Raw genomic sequence first — 16,182 nt, forward strand, 5'->3', positions numbered from 1 at the left:
TTTGATTTCCACCGCTCTCAGACGACGATGCCGGTCCGGTTCGTCGACATAGTCAGCTTGCGCTCGGCGCGCTCCTGCTGTGGCGAGCGATTGTAGAGTTCGCGATAACACTTGGAGAAGTGCGAGGCGGAGACGAAGCCGCAGGCGACCGCCACTTCTACCACCGGCATGGAGGACTGCACCAGCAGATGCCGGGCGCGATCCAGGCGGATCTCGAGATAGTAGCGGGCCGGCGAGCGGCCCATTTCCTGGCGGAACAGGCGCTCGATCTGGCGGCGCGACAAGCCGGCATCGTCGGCGATTTCCAGAAGCGACAACGGCTCGGCGAGGTTGCTTTCCATCAGCTCGATGATCGATAGGACCTTGGAGTTCTGCACGCCGAGACGCGCACGCAGCGGCAGGCGCTGCCGGTCGTGCGGGCTGCGCACCCGATCGGTCAGCTGCTGCTCGCAGACGCGGTTGACGAGGTTCTCGCCGAAATCCTGGCCGATGAGGTTCAGCATCATGTCGAGCGAGGCGGTGCCGCCGGCGCAGGTGTAGAGATTGCTGTCAACCTCGTAGAGATCTGCATAGACTTCCGCCTGAGGGAAAGTTTCCGAAAAGCCCGGCAGGTTCTCCCAGTGGATCGCGCAGCGCTTGCCGTTCAACAGGCCCGCCTGGGCAAGCACATGGGCGCCCGTACAGAGGCTGCCGACGGCGACGCCGCGATTGTACGTCTCGCGCAGCCAGGCATTGACCGACTTGTTGTGGAATTCCTCGACATAGATGCCGGAACAGACCAGCACCATGTTCGGGCGGTTCTCTCCGCCAAGATAGCGACGCTCGTCGGTAAGGGAGGAATTGACCTCCAGCCCGATGCCGCTGGAGGAATAGACTTTCTGCCCGTCCGTCGAGGCGAGCCGCCATGTGTAAGCGGGATAGCCCAGCATGCGATTGGCAATCCGCAGCGTCTCGATCGCAGCGGAAAACGGCAGCATGGTGAAATGCGGAACAAGGAAGAAAACCAGGGAACGCGTCTTGATCGGGGTCTTGCTCATGTCGTGAAAATCCATGCTCCAGGGCCGTTACGTATTCCTTGCGTCAAATACGTCGGCCCGATGGTCTATAAGCGACATTGGCATGGATAATCGCGGCCGCAAAGGGATATTTGCGTCTACCATGAAAAATAGGGGAGCTGCAGGAGGGAAGCGAAGCGGAGCCGAGCGATATGCTCAAGGGGCAAAATATATTTGCGGGTAATTCTCGAGATTAAAGTGCAGTTCGCATCTGGATGTGCAAATGTTCAAAAGGCGACGCGTTCGGGTTAAGCGTCGCCTTTAGTTGTTATGCTCTTTCATTATCATCGGGTGGCTTTCGGCTTCTTGATTTCGTTTGCGGCCGGCCAGCCTAAGTCCTTGCGCATGTCATCGGATAGAGATTCGAGCTCGCGAAGGGAGCGCCACTGCTGCCAGCGATTAGCGAGGCGAGAAAAGAAAAGCATGTAACTTCCGCCTGACGGAAACGGGTTCCGTGCGCCGGTTTGTCTATAGCTGATGGTCGTCATTTTCAGGGTCCTTTCAGTGTCAACCGCTCAAAATGTCACGGGTTTAATATGGGCTCGGCAGATCCATCAATCAAACGAATAGATCTTATAGCTGCCATTAGTATTCTTGAACGAACGCAGCTTGCCGGGTTTGCGCTCCAGCACGGACAACGTACGATCCGGCGGGAGGCCGCGCGCATTGACGTCATCGATCAGGTGAGCGGGAAAGCGGGTGGCAATCTCGTCGAGTGTGTGCTGTGCCATCCGCTGAATTTTGCGGAGGCGTATGAGAGAGAGAAGGCGAGAGGCCTCGTCCAATGCCATGCCAGCCATGATTTTACTCCTTCGAGGCTGTCTGCGATGAATTTCCATTAGGTCTAATATGGTGCTTCGTTGACATTCAGACAAATGAAATGATATGGTGTTTAGGATCAGAAAAATTGAAAGGTAATCGATATGACCGTACCGTTCCGCCGGCCCATACCGTTGCTTGACAATGAAGTTCTGCGTACCTTTGTCGCGATTGCCGAAACGGGTAATTTTTCGACTGCGGCCGATGCTGTCTTTCGCACGCCGTCAGCTGTTTCGATGCAGATCAAGAAGCTGGAAGAGCAGCTCGGCGTGACGCTGTTCCTGCGCGATGCGCGCTCGGTCAGTCTGACGCAGCACGGCGAGATGCTGCTTTCCTATGCGCGCAATATACTGGCACTCTCCAACGAGGCGGTTTCGCGCTTCATCATGCCCGAGCTCAGCGGTGTGGTGCGGCTTGGCGCACCTGACGATATTGGCGAGCGCTTGCTGCCGACTATCCTTAAGAGCTTTTCCGAGACTTATCCGGGCATCATGGTCGATGTCGTTGTCGATATGAGCATCCAGCTGAAGAAGCGCATCGAGGAGCAGCGGCTGGATCTCGCCCTGATCAATTGCGCCACGCGGCCTTTCCCAACGGAAGGGGAGGTTATCTTTACGGAGCGCCTCGTCTGGGCCGGCGCCAAGTGCGGCACGGCCTACCGCCGCGATCCGCTGCCGATTTCCATCTGGGAGGAAGGCTGCATCTGGCGTTCGGAAGCCATGGCGCAGCTGGAGCGGCAGAAACGCGCCTATCGCGTTTCCTATCTCAGTGCCCATACGATGGCGCAGCGCGCCGCAATCGTCTCCGATCTTGCCGTCGCGCCATTCCCGCGCTCCTACATCACGGATGATATGGAAATCCTCGGACCGAATGAAGGACTGCCGGAGCTGACGTCCTTTGACATTCGTCTGCTGACGGCATCGCAGATGACCGGGCCTATGAAGGCGGTGGCAGACAGCATTCGCCAGGCTTTTGTCGAGATAGGGCGCAAGATGGCCGCGTAGCGCGCGGCCAGCCATTTCCTACTCGCGGCTGCGGCGGCGTCTGCGGCCTCCGCCTTCTCCGCCATCGTCGGAGATTTGCTTGCGCTCCGGCAGGGTCACGACCTTGGACAGTTCCGGGAAGCTGTCGACCTTGTTCGGCAGGGCCATGGCGTAGACGAAATGCTCCTGAAACTTTGATTCAAGCGCCGTCTCTATCTTCTCGATTTTCCTGACGGTTTCCTCGATCTCGCGGCGGTGGCCGCGATTGAGCAGTGCCATGCGCGCGCCAGTGCCGGCGGCGTTGCCGACGGCCTTGACCTTGTCGAGTTCACAGTCGGGAATGAGCCCCAGCACCATTGCATATTTCGGATCGATGAAAGTGCCGAAGGCGCCGGCAAGGCCGATGCGGTCGACGTGATCGATGCCTTGCTTGTCCATCAGCAGCTTGACGCCGGCATAAAGCGCTGCCTTGGCAAGCTGGATGGCGCGGATATCGTTCTGTGTCACCGTGATGCGCGGTTCGCCATCGCGCAGCAGATAGGAATAGGTGCGGCCGTTCTGCAGGATGCGCGGCGAGCGCGCCGCCATCGAGCCATCGACCACGCCATCTTCCGAGATGATGCCGGTGAGGAACATTTCGGCGACGACCTCGATGATCGCGGAGCCGCAGATGCCGGTGACCCCGACCTTGGCGGCGGCTTCTTCGAAGCCTGGCTCGTCCGACCAAGGATCAATGCCGATGACGCGGTAGCGCGGCTCCAGCGTGACAGGATCGATGCGCACGCGTTCGATCGCGCCGGGGGCAGCGCGCTGACCGCTGGAAATCTCGGCACCCTCGAAGGCCGGGCCGGTCGGCGAGGAGGCGGCGACGACGCGATGACGATTGCCGAGCACGATCTCAGCATTGGTGCCGATGTCGACCAGCAGCATCATCTCGTCCTGGCGATGCGGCCCTTCGGCAAGTGTCGCGGCGGCCGCATCGGCGCCGACATGGCCGGCGATGCAGGGCAGCATGTAGATGCGCGTGCCGGCATTCATCGGCAGGCCGATCTCGGCCGATTTCAGATGCACGGCCCCGGATACGGCAAGCGCAAAGGGCGCGCCACCAAGCTCTGTCGGATCGATGCCGAGGAAAAGGTGATGCATGATCGGGTTGCCGACGAAGACGGCGTTCAGAATATCCTGTCGCGACACGCCGCCATCGGCGCAGACCTTGTCGATCAAGCCGTTCAAGGCTTCGCGAACGGCATTGGTCATGGCCTCGCGGCCGTCAGGATTCATCATCACATAGGAGACGCGGCTCATCAGATCCTCTCCGAAGCGGATCTGCGGGTTGGAGGCGCCGGCCGAAGCGACGGTTCTGCCCGATAGCAGCGACGACAGATGCATGGCGATCGTCGTCGAGCCGATATCACAGGCAATGCCGTAGGCTTCGTTCTTCAGGCCGGGATAGAGCGCGATAAGGCGAGGGCGCTCGCTGTCCTGATCGCGATGAATGGCGGCCGTCACCTTCCATTCGCCCTTGCGCAGGATCGACTGCACTTGCGGGATGAGGTGAAAATCCACTTCGAGATTGTCGTATTTCCAATCCGCCGTGATTGCCGCCTTCAGGCGATCCAGATCGCCAAGCGGCTTGTGCATGTCGGGTTCCTCGACCTCGACGTAGCACATATGCACGGCCGCGTCGCGAGCAATGACGCGTTCGTCGGCCGCCTTGCGCACGACCTGTGCGTTGATGACGGTATCCTGCGGCACGTCGATGACCAGATCGCCCTGGATCAGCGCGGAGCAGGAGAGGCGGCGTCCTTCAGGCAGTTCGCGCACCTCTGCATAGCGCTTTTCCTTCGGCCCGATCGGCGAAAGATGGTCGTTGGAGGAGACGATCTTGTGCTTGGCGAAATTGCCTTCCTGCACGGAGACCTGGCAACGCCCGCAGGTCGCACGGCCGCCACAGACGCTCTCGACATAGACGCCGAGCTGACGGGCTGCCTCCAGCACGGGCGTTCCCACGGGGAAGTGGCCGCGCTTGCCGGATGGCATGAAAAGGACAAGAGGTTTGGCGCTGTCGCTGGCTTCGGCCACGGATCAGCCTTTCTATTTGCTAAGGCGGCGCACGTTCGAGCGAACACGCCTGCTATAGGGTTTTATCGCGGCGTGAGCGACCGCATCGGCGATGCTGCGCTGGCTTGTCGCGCCTGCGGCCGTCAGAGCGGCGAAACCCTGTTGCACCATTGCTGCGTTTACGGCAACGGCGCTTTCCGCCGCTGCCATCATCTTCTCCGAGATCATCCGGTTCATTTCGGCCGCGTTCACGCTGCCGGCCAGCGCGTCCATCCACATCTGCTGCAGCCGTATGCCGATCACGACGGGCGCCTGCAGCCAGAGCGTGGCAAGATCATTGGAGAGGCCGCGACCGGATGCCATCTTATTCCCTCGCTGCTCCCGCACCGGCGCGCGCGGCACGGCCGCCACGGCGCCCACCGCCGGCTGGGGCAGCCGTTGCTGCGGCGGCTGCGACGCCGCCTTCTGCAGGCTTGTAGTCACGATAGGTCATGATCCAGTTGGTGCAATTGGCATCCGTGCCGTTCAGCACGTTGGCGGCGCGCACGGCTTCCATTTCCTGCGGGCGGCAGGGGTTCATGATGGCGGAGGTCATGCCTGCACCGATGACCATCGGGATGAAGCCGGCATTGATGCCATGGCGATGCGGCAGGCCGAAGGAGATATTGGAGAGGCCGCAGGTGGTGTTGACCTTCAGCTCGTTGCGCAGCCGGTGCAGCAGCGCGAAAACCTGACGGCCGGCATCGCCAAGCGCGCCGATCGGCATGACGAGCGGGTCGACGACGATGTCCTCAGGCTTGATGCCGTGATCCATGGCGCGCTCGACGATCTTCTTGGCGACGGCGAAACGAACGTCAGGGTCCATGGAAATCCCGGTCTCATCGTTCGAGATGGCGACGACGGGCACATCGTATTTCTTGACCAGCGGCAGGATGGCTTCGAGCTTTTCCTCTTCGCCCGTCACCGAATTGACCAGCGGCCGGCCCTTGGCGACCTTGAGGGCAGCTTCGATTGCCGCCGTCACCGAGCTGTCGATCGAAAGCGGTACATCGACCAGACCCTGGACGATCTCAAGCGTCTGTACCAGCAGGCCCGGTTCGGTTTCGTTCGGGTTGACCGAAGTAACGCCTGCGTTGACGTCGAGCATGGTCGCACCGGCAGCGACCTGTTCCAGCGCGTCCTTGATGACGGTGTCGAAGTTGCCTTCGATCATCTCGGCGGCGAGTTTCTTGCGCCCCGTCGGATTGATGCGCTCGCCGATCACGCAGAAGGGCTGATCGAAGCCTATGATGATCTCGCGGGTGGCGGAGGCAACGATGGTACGCGTCATGTCTGATCCTCTGGTCAGTTGGCCCGATAGCTGGTCTATCGTGCGGTGATCTGGGTTACAAGCCGACCGGTTCCTCTCCCGGCCTGCTGCTATCGTCTCGAATTCAATGTGCCTGCGGCGGCGTATGGTGGGCTGCAATCTCCGCCATCGCCTGCTGGTTTTCTTCCCTGCCTTCGCTGATCTGGTGCAGCCGCTCGGCGACAAGCGCATCGGTGCGGCTTGCCTCGCGTTTCCATGGCTGACGGCCCTTCAACACGCCGGAATCATGCACCATTTCGGCAACATATTCTTCCTGGCGGTAGGCCATGACGTGAATGCCGGAAACGCCCTCGATCTCCTTCACCTCGTTGATGATGTCGATGCAGAGCTGCTTGCCTTCCTTCTTCTGATCCTGAGCCCCCTCAATGCGCTTGATGACCTCATCGGGAATATGAACGCCCGGCACGTTGGAGCGCATCCAGCGGGCCGTCTTTGCCGATGCCAGCGGGCCGACGCCGACGAGAATGAAGCATTTCTCGTGCAGGCCGAGGTCGCGCACCTTCTTCATATATTCGCGGAACATCGGCACGTCGTAGCAATACTGGCTTTGGACGAACTGCGCGCCGGCCTCGATCTTCTTTGCCAGCCGATAGGGGCGGAAGTCGTAAGGCGGCGCGAAGGGATTGATGGCGGCGCCAAGAAAAACCTTCGGCGGCGACGTCAGCTTGCGGCCGGAGAGGAATTTGGCGTTGTCTCGCATGATGCGCACGGTTTCGAGCAGTGACATGCAATCGAGATCGAAGACCGGCTTGGCGCCCGGCTGATCGCCGGCCTGCACGCCGTCACCGGTCAGGCACATGATGTTGCAAACACCCATGGCAGCCGCACCCAGCACGTCGCCCTGGATGGCGATGCGGTTCTTGTCGCGGCAGGCAATCTGCATGATCGGCGCATAGCCCATCCGCGTCAGCAGTGCGCAGATGCCGACCGAGGACATGTGGCAGTTGGCGCCGGAGGCATCGACGGCGTTGATGCCATCGACCCAGCCTTCGAAGATGGCGGCGCGTTCATAAACGTCTTCGGCATTGGCGCTATCGGGCGGGTTCAGCTCGGCGGTGACGGCGAACTCGCCGCGGCGGAGCACGCGTTCCAGCCGTCCCAGCGAAGAATGGCCGGGCAGGGGATCGAGCGGCAGATGGACGCCAAGCGGGTTTTCATCGATATGCGACATCGCTCAGGCTTCCTTTTTCGCCGCTTCTCGGGCTGCGGCCGCCTCTGCCGTGACGCGAAGCCACGATGACGTCTCGCGCAGCGACTGATTGACGGGCTTCTGCACCTTCAAGATTGCATCGCCCTGGATCATGTTCCGCGAGCCGTTCCAGGCCTGCACCCAGACGCAGGGCATGTCGGGCTCGACTTCGCAATTGCCGTTGGCGCGAACGCCGCCGCAGGGGCCGTTGCGCAGCTGCTTGGGACAGTTCATCGGGCAGGACATGCCCGTCGACGACAGCGCGCACTGGCCGCACATGCGGCAATCGAACAGGAAGCCCTTCACATTGCGTTCGATGAAGGTAATCGGGCGCTCCACGCGCTCATAGCCGAACGCTTTCCACAGCGGATGAAGCAGCAGGAATGTGTCGGCGAAACGACGGTAGAACCATTCCAGAAACCGCGAGTGACGGACGGCCCAGAGGCGGACCGTATATTTGCGTCTGGCACGGCGGTTAGGAGAGACGCCGGCCGGCGTGTAGGCGCCGCTGGCCGCTTTTGCGCCCGCAGCCGCATTGCCAGGCTTCTGGACGGCATCAGCCATTGTCGCGGCCTCCAGCCTTCACCAGCGCCACCAGCCGCTCGCGATCATAGGCGGCCTCAAGCTCGCCTGCCGCCTTGTCTGCCTCGGCTTCGAGATCATCGGAGACCGGCACGGGATCCGCCTTGCGCCATTCAGCCAGGTAGTCGTCGGTTTCGGCTGCGCCGGTGCGCATTGCGCACATGTCGATTGCTTCGGTAAAGCGCAGCGAAAGCTCGCGTTTTGCCGTCTGCCTGCCCTTCTTGATGATGACCTGGGCTGGAATGTCCCGCCAGTAAACGACAATGCGATCTGCCATGCGCAAAATCTCCTCTTCACGCCAGAATGCACGCCGGCAGACCTCGGGACTGCGCTCGCCACGACGCGGCACATGCCGAAAAGCGACGCGATATCGAAACCTCGCCTGCAAGCATCCCCAAAGCTTATTATCCTTTGAAACGGACGGGTTCGAACTGTGATTGAATGTCTTTGACTCGTCCAGCATGTCGGTCTCGGCAAAGAAGAGGAAGATCGAAAACCGACGCAGATGTCGTAATCAGACGGCCAATAATTCGCGGGCAAGATCGCCGTAGCCGGTATAGCGATATTCGTATTCCAGGCCGAGAAAGGCGGCAGCGTCCCTTGCCTTTGCCTGTAGCGCCGGATCTTCTTCCTGCGAGAGATAGACGACCTTGCGGTAGTTGCCGAAATAAATGTCCCGCAGCTCTGGATGGCGGTCGAGGCCGAGCGGAACCACGACAAAGGCTTCGAACTGGCGGGCGAGAAAATCTGTCAGGAAAAACGATGTGATGTTATCGTCGCGCGCGGCGAAAGCCTCGTTGCCGGTGAAGAAGGAATAACAGTGCGGACCGGAAAGGCGCTCTATTCCTTCACGCTGGCAGATCCTGTCGATATCGCCGCCGGTGCCGCAATCGGCATAGCCGATAAAGATCTTCTCGAAGCCGCGCGCGCGGGCATCGGCGATAGCCTCTTCCAGGGCTGGTGCGATCTTCTGCGGATAGGAATGATAGATCGCGGGAAGACAGTGAAGGTCGATGTGATCGAGCCCGTTTATTCTGGTGACCGCTAGTATTTCGCGCGCGATTGCGCCGCACGCAATCACATGAACTTTTTGGGTTTGTGTGCGTTTATCGCGCGGAGGGTTCTTCTCCGCATTTTTTTTATCGATATCCACTCAGAGGGGGTTCCCAATCATGACTGCACCGACACTCACGAAAATTGCCACCGCCTGCGTCGTTCTCATGGTGCTTGCCTCTTGCGCCAATACTATACGTGGCATGGGCAGAGATACCGCAAATGCGGTGAACGCAACCGAGGACGCCGGTCATACCGTCAAGAAGGCGGCTCAATAGCTAATCTGGGATACCAATGTGCCGGCGGCAACCCGTTGATTGTCGCCGGCACTCAGTTTCTTGCAATCAAGCGCCGGCAGCCAAGCTGTTGTGCTTGCGCTTCATGAATTCCTTGGCAGTCTCCACCGCCACGGCAGCGTCACGGCAATAGGCGTCAGCACCCACGGCCTTGCCGAATTCCTCGTTCAGTGGCGCGCCGCCGACCAGTACGACATAGTCGTCACGCAGGCCCTTTTCCTTCAGCGTATCGATAACGACCTTCATGTAGGGCATGGTCGTGGTCAGCAGTGCCGACATGCCAAGAATATCGGGCTGCTCGCGCTCGATGGCGTCGAGGTAGTTTTCGACCGGATTGTTGATCCCGAGGTCGATGACGTCGAAACCGGCGCCCTCCATCATCATGCCGACGAGGTTCTTGCCGATGTCGTGAATGTCGCCCTTGACGGTGCCGATCACCATCTTGCCGAGCTTGGGTGCACCGGTCTGTGCCAGCAGCGGCCGCAGGATCGCCATGCCGGCCTTCATCGCATTGGCCGAAAGCAGCACCTCCGGAACGAAGAGAATGCCGTCGCGGAAGTCGATGCCGACAATACGCATGCCCTCGACCAGCGCCTGGGTCAGAACATCGTAAGGAGCCCAGCCGCGCTCCAAGAGGATATTGGTCGCTTCCTCGATTTCTTCCTTCAAGCCGTCATACAGGTCGTCATGCATCTGCTGCACGAGCTCTTCATCAGAAAGTTCCGAGAGAATGATTTCGTCGTCAGACATGCGCTCCATCCCATTTTCGTGCAGCATCAGAGACTTGTATAAAACACTGCCGCCATTACGGATAGACCGGAAGGCCGCTAAAACTCTTTTTGAATGCGACGTCGCACGGAACAATCGCGACGGACGAGGAACAGTTGATATTGTCAGCCGATGTCTGTCCTATGCTAATTGCTGGCGCATTAAGGAACGTCCGCTTGTCGGAATCAGGTAGCATGGGGCCTGATAGACGCATCCATGCGCAGGAGTGAGGAAACATCATGGACGATATGATTGAGCAACCGGCTGCAGGCAATGATGGCGGCGGACGGCGTTCGCGCAGTGAGGGCAGGGGTGCGGCAGCGCGGCGCGCTTCGCGCAGCGGCGGCGGGCCGGGTCCTTCGCTCCCCTATATCACCCGTAAGATCGGCGTCTATGAAGTGCTTGACGAAGAGGGCCTGCAGCTCATCGAACGCAATGCCGATACGGTTTTGGAGGAAATCGGCATCGAATTTCGCGACGATGCGGAAGCTCTGGCGCTCTGGAAGGAAGCCGGTGCCGATGTACGCGGTCAGCGCGTGCATTTTCCGAAGGGACTTTGCCGCGAACTTCTGAAGACCGCGCCGAAGGAATTCACCTGGCATGCGCGCAACAGCGCCCGCAATGCCCATGTCGGCGGCAAGGCGACGATCTTCGCGCCAGTCTACGGCCCGCCTTTCGTGCGCGATCTTGAGGGCAACCGCCGTTATGCGACGATCGAGGATTTCCGCAATTTCGTGAAGCTCGCCTATATGGCGCCGTCGATGCATTCGTCCGGCGGCACGGTCTGCGAACCTGTCGATATCCCGGTCAACAAGCGCCATCTCGATATGGTCTATAGCCATATCAAATATTCCGATAAGCCATTCATGGGCTCAGTCACCGCGCCGGAGCGTGCAGAAGATACGATCGCTATGGCGAAGATCGTCTTTGGCGACGATTTCGTTGAAAACAACTGTGTGACGCTGAACCTCATCAACGCCAATTCGCCGATGGTCTTCGACGAGACCATGCTCGGCGCTTTGAAGGTCTATGCGCGGCACAATCAGGCTTCGGTCGTTTCGCCCTTCATCCTTTCGGGCGCCATGAGCCCGGTGACGGTCGCAGGCACGCTAACGCAGATTCTGGCCGAAGTACTGGCTGGCGCTTCCTTCACGCAGCTGATCCGCAAGGGCTCGCCGGTCCTGTTCGGCACCTTCGCGGCATCCATCTCGATGCAGTCGGGCGCGCCGACCTTCGGCACGCCGGAGCCATCGCTTGTTTCCTATGGCGCAGCACAGCTCGCGCGTCGCCTCGGTCTGCCGTTCCGTACCGGCGGCTCGCTCTGCGCTTCCAAGGTGCCGGATGCGCAAGCCGCGCATGAATCCGCCAATACGCTCAACATGACGCTGCTGGCCGGCACGAATTTCGTGCTGCATGCGGCGGGATGGCTCGAGGGTGGTCTCGTCTCCTCCTACGAGAAGTTCATGATCGACCAGGACCAGCTCGGCATGATGCAGAAGATGGCTGAAGGCGTGGATCTCTCGGAAAATGGCCAGGCGCTCGATGCCATCCGTGAAGTCGGCCCCGGTAGCCATTATCTGGGTTGCGGCCATACGCAGGCGAATTTCCAGTCCGCCTTCTATCGCTCGCCGCTCGCCGACAACAACTCCTTCGAGCAGTGGGAGATCGAAGGTCAGAAACGCATCGAGCAGCGCGCCAACGCGCTTTGCCGTTCCTGGCTCGATCATTACGAAGCGCCGTCGCTCGATCCGGCCATCGACGAGGCTCTTCTCGCCTATATCCAGAAGCGCAAGGACTCGATGCCGGACGCCTTCACCTGAAGAGAGCCCGAGGCCGCCAGGGAGCAAGGCGGTGCGACACGCGTTGCCGATCTCATCCAGAAGGAAGTCTGGCGGCCGCACTATGAATATAAGGGGCCACGGTGAGCCGCGGCCCTGCCATCTTCGAACAGCTCCGTGCGGCGCTCCGCGTTCACGGAGTTTTCGTTCGTGGCAGCTTGTCCTTCCATGAAGGCGAGGGGCCGTTGCTGACGGATGGCACGCCTGCACGCAGCGTCATCCTGCTCGGCAATATCGGCGGCTCGATCTGGCCGGCGTTTTCGAAATGGCTGGATATGCCCGTCAACAGGACGCGCAAAAATCCCCTTGATGACTGGTCGAAGGCGATTATCCGGCCGGTGGCAAGCAGGTTGGGGGCCACGGCCTATTTCCCCTCGGATACTCCTTGGCAACCGTTCCAGCGGTGGGCCATGCAGGCCGAGGGCTTGAAAACGTCGCCGCTCGGCATCTTGATCCATCCGAACTATGGTTTGTGGCACGGATATCGCGGCGCATTGGGATTTGCCGATGCGCTGGAAGGAATGGAGGTGTCGCCGTTTTCTCCGCATCCATGCGATCTATGCGTTGAGAAACCTTGTCTTGCAGCCTGTCCCGTTGGGGCGATAGCGGCAGCCGGCTTTGATCTTTCAGGCTGCCGGTCGCACTTGCGCACACCGCAAGGGCAGGTCGGCTGCATGGCCGGCGGCTGCCTTGCACGCAATGCCTGCCCGGTCGGAGCCAACTATCGTTATCCGGCCGAACAGCTTGCATTCCATATGGCTGCACTCCAGCTTTAGGTCTCACGCCTTCCTTGTTTCGCCGCATTGCGATGCGTTCTGAAGCCTGTGTTATTGATACGAGGCTATGCGCTTGATTCGATTGATGGTCATTCTTGCCGTTCTTGCCTTTGCCGCCACCGCGTCGGCCGGCGAAGCCTGCCGCAAGGTCCAGCATCTCGGGGACGGCTATACGGTCTGCACTTTCGATGCGGTCAGCGACGACATTCAGATTTTTCAGAACGATCGCAACGGCAAGCCTTATGGCTCTTTCCGTGCCCTGGAAAATGATCTGCGTCAGGATCGCATCTATGTGCGCTTCGCCATGAATGGCGGCATGTATCTCGACGACCAGTCTCCCGTGGGTCTCTTCGTCGAGAATGGACGTGAGGTGAAGGCGATCAACACCAACAAGGGCTGGGGCAACTTTCATCTCCTGCCGAACGGGGTCTTCTATCTCGGGGCGGACAAGGCCGGGATCATGGAAAGCAAGGCCTTCGCCGCTTCCGGCATCAAACCTTTTTATGCGACGCAGTCCGGCCCGATGCTGGTCATCAGCGGCAGGCTTCATCCGTCATTTCTGGCGGATAGTCCGAGCTTGAAGACACGAAACGGCGTGGGCGTTACCTCAGACGGCAAGGTCGTCTTCGCCATTTCCAATGGCGCGGTGCGTTTCCACGACTTTGCGACGCTATTTCGCGACGAGTTGAAATGTCCGAATGCGCTGTTTCTCGATGGCAGCATCTCCAGCCTCGATATCCCGGAATGGCAAAGGCGCGATAGCCTGTTTCCGCTCGGGCCGATCATTGCAGTGACGGAAATGCTGCCGGGCTAAGGCGCGCCGGAAATGCCAAGAGCTCCGCAGTGCGTTGCGGAGCCCTTGGCTATAGCTATCAAATCTCAGACGAACTGATCGATATAGGTCATAATGCTGAACAGGCCGTCCTTCGGACCCGGATTGGCCGGGAAATCCTCGGTGAAGCGGAGATAGGCCCTTGGCTTACCGCCATAGCTGCCGGTCTGCGGCGCTTCCCTCGAGAGATGCTGCCGGATCGACTGCGGGAGAAGGTTGATCGTGGCGTCGTCGATGATCGGTTCGATGATGACGGGCTCTCCATTGAAAGCGATCGCTTCCGTCGCGGCGGTGGAGATGCCTGCCAGTTTGCGGATCTGATCATAGGATTCGGGCGGCAATGGCGTCGGCAGGTAGGCCGCCATGCGGTGATACATGATATAGGCTTCGACCCAGTTCTGCGCGTTGACATGCAGGCGCATGGCGACCGCCTGACGCTGCAGCATGAATTCGGTGATGCGAGGCATCAGCGAGCCGCGATAATCAGGCGGATAGCGGTTGTCGCGCAGTGCCTGCGAGGCGAGGTATTCGAGGCCGCCTCTGTAGGTATCCCACTGGAACATGCATTCCTTGTTGCCCTGCTGCAGGCGTGGATCGTCTGAAACGGCGGTCACGCGCGCGAAAGGCTCCGGCATAAACAGCACGTCGGCCTTGTCCAATGCGCGGGTCGTATACAGGAATGCCCAGAAGATGAACGGCGTCGGGCTGGAAATTGATTTCAACAAAACGTCGCGCCGGATGATCATGAATTCGGGGAAGATGTGACGGTCGAGAATGAATTCCAGCATCGAGCGGAAATCACCCTTGGCGTGACGCGTCGGATAGGAGAGGTGATAGAAGGGTTCCATATCGCCGCCGCCAGGCCGGCCATCGACGAGGAGCCACGGCGCCTGGATCATGCCGATATTCTTGTCGTCCACCATGATACGAAGATATTCGACGACCTTTTCCGGGATCAGCAAATCGTCGTCGCCGAGGAAAACCGCGTAATGGCCGCGGGCTCTCTGCATCGCAAAAGCGTAGTTGCTGATGAAACCGGAATTGCGCGCCCTGCGATAGGCGCTGATTTCGGGATGATGCGAGATCGACTGAATGTAGGCTGCGGTCTCATCCGTCGAACAATCGTCGACAATGACGATTTCGAAAGGGAGGCCTAGTCGGCGAAACTCTTCCAGGTGGAAATTGACGTTCCGCTCGAGCATGAACTGACGGTTATAGGTCGGAACGCAGACCGAAAGGACGGGGACTTGGGCAGAAGACATCGATATTCTCCACGAGGCATCAGCGCGATTCTATGCACGGACTTTGATCCATGAATAAGCGGGATTGCTTTCGCGGGGCTGGAGAGTTTTGAGCGATCTGATTGTGGGAATTGCCTATGCTCCAGTTCAGTGCAAGTTCCGCTCTTTATGCTCCTGCCAGCGCATCCTGCAATCCCGGCAGGAAGCGATTGCCGTTTTCGAGGTTGCCTCTTCCTCGAAAATGGCCGGATAGCCCGAGGCACATGGATCACCGATACCTCCAGGGTTTGGCGTCCATGTCAGTATCAGGAGACCCTGTGAGCAAAGTCAGTGTCATCATTCCCGCCTATAAGGCGCAGGAATCCATCGGTGAAACGATTGCCGCGGTTCTGGAAAATCGTGACGTCCTGGAGGTGATCGTCATCGACGACATGTCTCCCGATGCCACCGCGATGATTGTCGAGCGACATGCTCAGCGCGATCAGCGGGTGCGCCTGCTGCGCAATCCACAAAATGGCGGGGCGGGATACAGCCGGAATGCCGGCATGGCCGCCGCCTGCGGCGACTATTATTACTTTCTCGACGCCGACGACATGGTAGCGCATCGCTCGATCGATGAAGTCGTGTATCACATGGAAGCCAATGCCTGCGATGTGATGGTGTTTCGCTATCGCTACGTCACCGAGAGGAACGGTCGTCTCGATCCGATGCTGCCGATCGACAATGATGCCTGGCGGGAGCTGGTCGGCGATACCGACATAGGCGTTTTTACGCTCGACCAGTGCGGGCGATTGCTGTTCACCGTGAATTTCCCCTGGAACAAGATCGTGAGCGCCAGGCTATGTCGGGAAACGGGTCTCCGCTTCTCGGAGACCCGCGTCCATAACGATATCTATGCTCACTGGCATATCTATCTGCACGCCCGGAAGATCGGCATGATGAATCGTTATCTCATCGGCCACCGCGTCTATCAGGACAGGGCGCAGCTGACCAATGTCTTCACCGAAAAGCGGTTCGAGGTCTTCAAGGCTTTTGCGGAGGTGGAAGCGCTGTTTGCGCGCCTGCCGCGGATGAAAGAGGCATATTACCAGTGGTTCCTTCGCAGCAAGTTCGATTTGCTCGATTGGATCTACCCGCAATTGCCGTTCGATCTCAGGGAGCGTTTCTTCGCGCTGGTTCGGCAATGCTATGAAGACTATGGCCAGGCTGACTATGAGAACGTGCGCAGGCAGTCGTTCGAGACTGCGGATATCGCGCTCAGGCTGAAACAGGCCCCTCATTTGATACTCGGCAAGACGCCGAGATAGCCGGCTAAGATAA

At 59.5% G+C, this 16,182-nt stretch carries 18 protein-coding genes; 6 read left to right on the forward strand and 12 right to left on the reverse strand.

The features are described 5' to 3' along the window. Positions 1–17: 17 nt before the first annotated feature. From FBZ97_RS05320 to FBZ97_RS05330, 3 genes are all read right to left on the reverse strand, one after another. Complete coding sequence (locus FBZ97_RS05320; protein WP_348627044.1) at positions 18–1,037, reverse strand: GlxA family transcriptional regulator; 1,020 nt, start codon at positions 1,035–1,037, stop codon at positions 18–20. A gap of 302 nt (positions 1,038–1,339) precedes the next feature. Next, a complete protein-coding gene (locus FBZ97_RS05325; RefSeq protein ID WP_145317027.1) occupies positions 1,340–1,543 on the reverse strand; it encodes a DUF1127 domain-containing protein in 204 nt (67 codons plus the stop codon). 66 nt (positions 1,544–1,609) lie between these two features. Then, the gene (locus tag FBZ97_RS05330) at positions 1,610–1,855 is read right to left on the reverse strand and encodes a hypothetical protein (RefSeq protein WP_145317029.1); all 246 of its coding nucleotides are present in this window, start codon (positions 1,853–1,855) and stop codon (positions 1,610–1,612) included. A 123-nt stretch (positions 1,856–1,978) separates the two neighbouring features. On the opposite strand from FBZ97_RS05330, the gene FBZ97_RS05335 reads away from it, so the two are divergent. After that, positions 1,979–2,878 carry a LysR family transcriptional regulator gene (locus FBZ97_RS05335; protein WP_113333007.1) on the forward strand — a complete coding sequence of 300 codons (900 nt, stop codon included), beginning with the start codon at positions 1,979–1,981 and terminating at the stop codon, positions 2,876–2,878. Positions 2,879–2,896: 18 nt separating this feature from the next. Here FBZ97_RS05335 and FBZ97_RS05340 read toward each other — a convergent pair whose 3' ends face one another. From FBZ97_RS05340 to FBZ97_RS05370, 7 genes are all read right to left on the reverse strand, one after another. Next, the gene (locus FBZ97_RS05340; protein ID WP_145317627.1) at positions 2,897–4,897 is read right to left on the reverse strand and encodes an ASKHA domain-containing protein; all 2,001 of its coding nucleotides are present in this window, start codon (positions 4,895–4,897) and stop codon (positions 2,897–2,899) included. A gap of 54 nt (positions 4,898–4,951) precedes the next feature. Then, positions 4,952–5,281 (reverse strand): hypothetical protein, encoded by a 330-nt coding sequence (locus FBZ97_RS05345; RefSeq protein WP_113354539.1) that lies wholly within the window; start codon positions 5,279–5,281, stop codon positions 4,952–4,954. A gap of 1 nt (position 5,282) precedes the next feature. After that, positions 5,283–6,248 carry a methyltetrahydrofolate cobalamin methyltransferase gene (locus FBZ97_RS05350; RefSeq protein ID WP_113354540.1) on the reverse strand — a complete coding sequence of 322 codons (966 nt, stop codon included), beginning with the start codon at positions 6,246–6,248 and terminating at the stop codon, positions 5,283–5,285. 103 nt (positions 6,249–6,351) lie between these two features. Next, entirely contained in the window at positions 6,352–7,458 is a 1,107-nt protein-coding gene (locus FBZ97_RS05355) for a methylenetetrahydrofolate reductase (protein WP_113390296.1), read from the reverse strand. A gap of 3 nt (positions 7,459–7,461) precedes the next feature. Beyond that, positions 7,462–8,040, reverse strand: coding sequence for a methylenetetrahydrofolate reductase C-terminal domain-containing protein (locus FBZ97_RS05360; RefSeq protein WP_113354542.1), 579 nt, complete (start codon positions 8,038–8,040; stop codon positions 7,462–7,464). Then, entirely contained in the window at positions 8,033–8,335 is a 303-nt protein-coding gene (locus tag FBZ97_RS05365; protein ID WP_069613169.1) for a virulence factor, read from the reverse strand. The genes FBZ97_RS05360 and FBZ97_RS05365 overlap by 8 nt, the downstream gene beginning before the upstream one ends. 237 nt (positions 8,336–8,572) lie before the next feature. Continuing rightward, the gene (locus FBZ97_RS05370) at positions 8,573–9,211 is read right to left on the reverse strand and encodes a DUF1638 domain-containing protein (RefSeq protein ID WP_145317031.1); all 639 of its coding nucleotides are present in this window, start codon (positions 9,209–9,211) and stop codon (positions 8,573–8,575) included. A 19-nt stretch (positions 9,212–9,230) separates the two neighbouring features. Here FBZ97_RS05370 and FBZ97_RS05375 point away from each other — a divergent pair, with 19 nt between their 5' ends. Then, positions 9,231–9,389, forward strand: a complete 159-nt coding sequence (locus FBZ97_RS05375; protein ID WP_047632875.1) for an entericidin A/B family lipoprotein — start codon at positions 9,231–9,233, stop codon at positions 9,387–9,389. Between the two features lie 66 nt (positions 9,390–9,455). On the opposite strand, the gene FBZ97_RS05380 is transcribed toward FBZ97_RS05375, so the two are convergent. Beyond that, complete coding sequence (locus tag FBZ97_RS05380) at positions 9,456–10,157, reverse strand: B12-binding domain-containing protein (RefSeq protein ID WP_069613213.1); 702 nt, start codon at positions 10,155–10,157, stop codon at positions 9,456–9,458. A 257-nt stretch (positions 10,158–10,414) separates the two neighbouring features. Between FBZ97_RS05380 and FBZ97_RS05385 the strand changes: the two genes are divergently transcribed. From FBZ97_RS05385 to FBZ97_RS05395, 3 genes are all read left to right on the forward strand, one after another. Next, the gene (locus FBZ97_RS05385) at positions 10,415–11,995 is read left to right on the forward strand and encodes a trimethylamine methyltransferase family protein (protein WP_145317033.1); all 1,581 of its coding nucleotides are present in this window, start codon (positions 10,415–10,417) and stop codon (positions 11,993–11,995) included. Between the two features lie 101 nt (positions 11,996–12,096). Then, a complete protein-coding gene (locus FBZ97_RS05390; protein WP_145317035.1) occupies positions 12,097–12,789 on the forward strand; it encodes a 4Fe-4S dicluster domain-containing protein in 693 nt (230 codons plus the stop codon). An 85-nt stretch (positions 12,790–12,874) separates the two neighbouring features. Next, positions 12,875–13,603, forward strand: coding sequence for a phosphodiester glycosidase family protein (locus tag FBZ97_RS05395; RefSeq protein WP_186449464.1), 729 nt, complete (start codon positions 12,875–12,877; stop codon positions 13,601–13,603). 65 nt (positions 13,604–13,668) lie between these two features. On the opposite strand, the gene FBZ97_RS05400 is transcribed toward FBZ97_RS05395, so the two are convergent. Next, a complete protein-coding gene (locus tag FBZ97_RS05400) occupies positions 13,669–14,883 on the reverse strand; it encodes a glycosyltransferase family 2 protein (RefSeq protein WP_113333015.1) in 1,215 nt (404 codons plus the stop codon). A gap of 296 nt (positions 14,884–15,179) precedes the next feature. On the opposite strand from FBZ97_RS05400, the gene FBZ97_RS05405 reads away from it, so the two are divergent. Then, positions 15,180–16,169: a glycosyltransferase family 2 protein gene (locus FBZ97_RS05405; RefSeq protein WP_186449451.1), complete on the forward strand. Its 990-nt coding sequence runs from the start codon at positions 15,180–15,182 to the stop codon at positions 16,167–16,169. Positions 16,170–16,182: the final 13 nt, after the last annotated feature.

The sequence above is a fragment of the Rhizobium sp. ERR 942 genome, from assembly GCF_007828395.1.
Lineage (GTDB): Bacteria > Pseudomonadota > Alphaproteobacteria > Rhizobiales > Rhizobiaceae > Rhizobium > Rhizobium dioscoreae.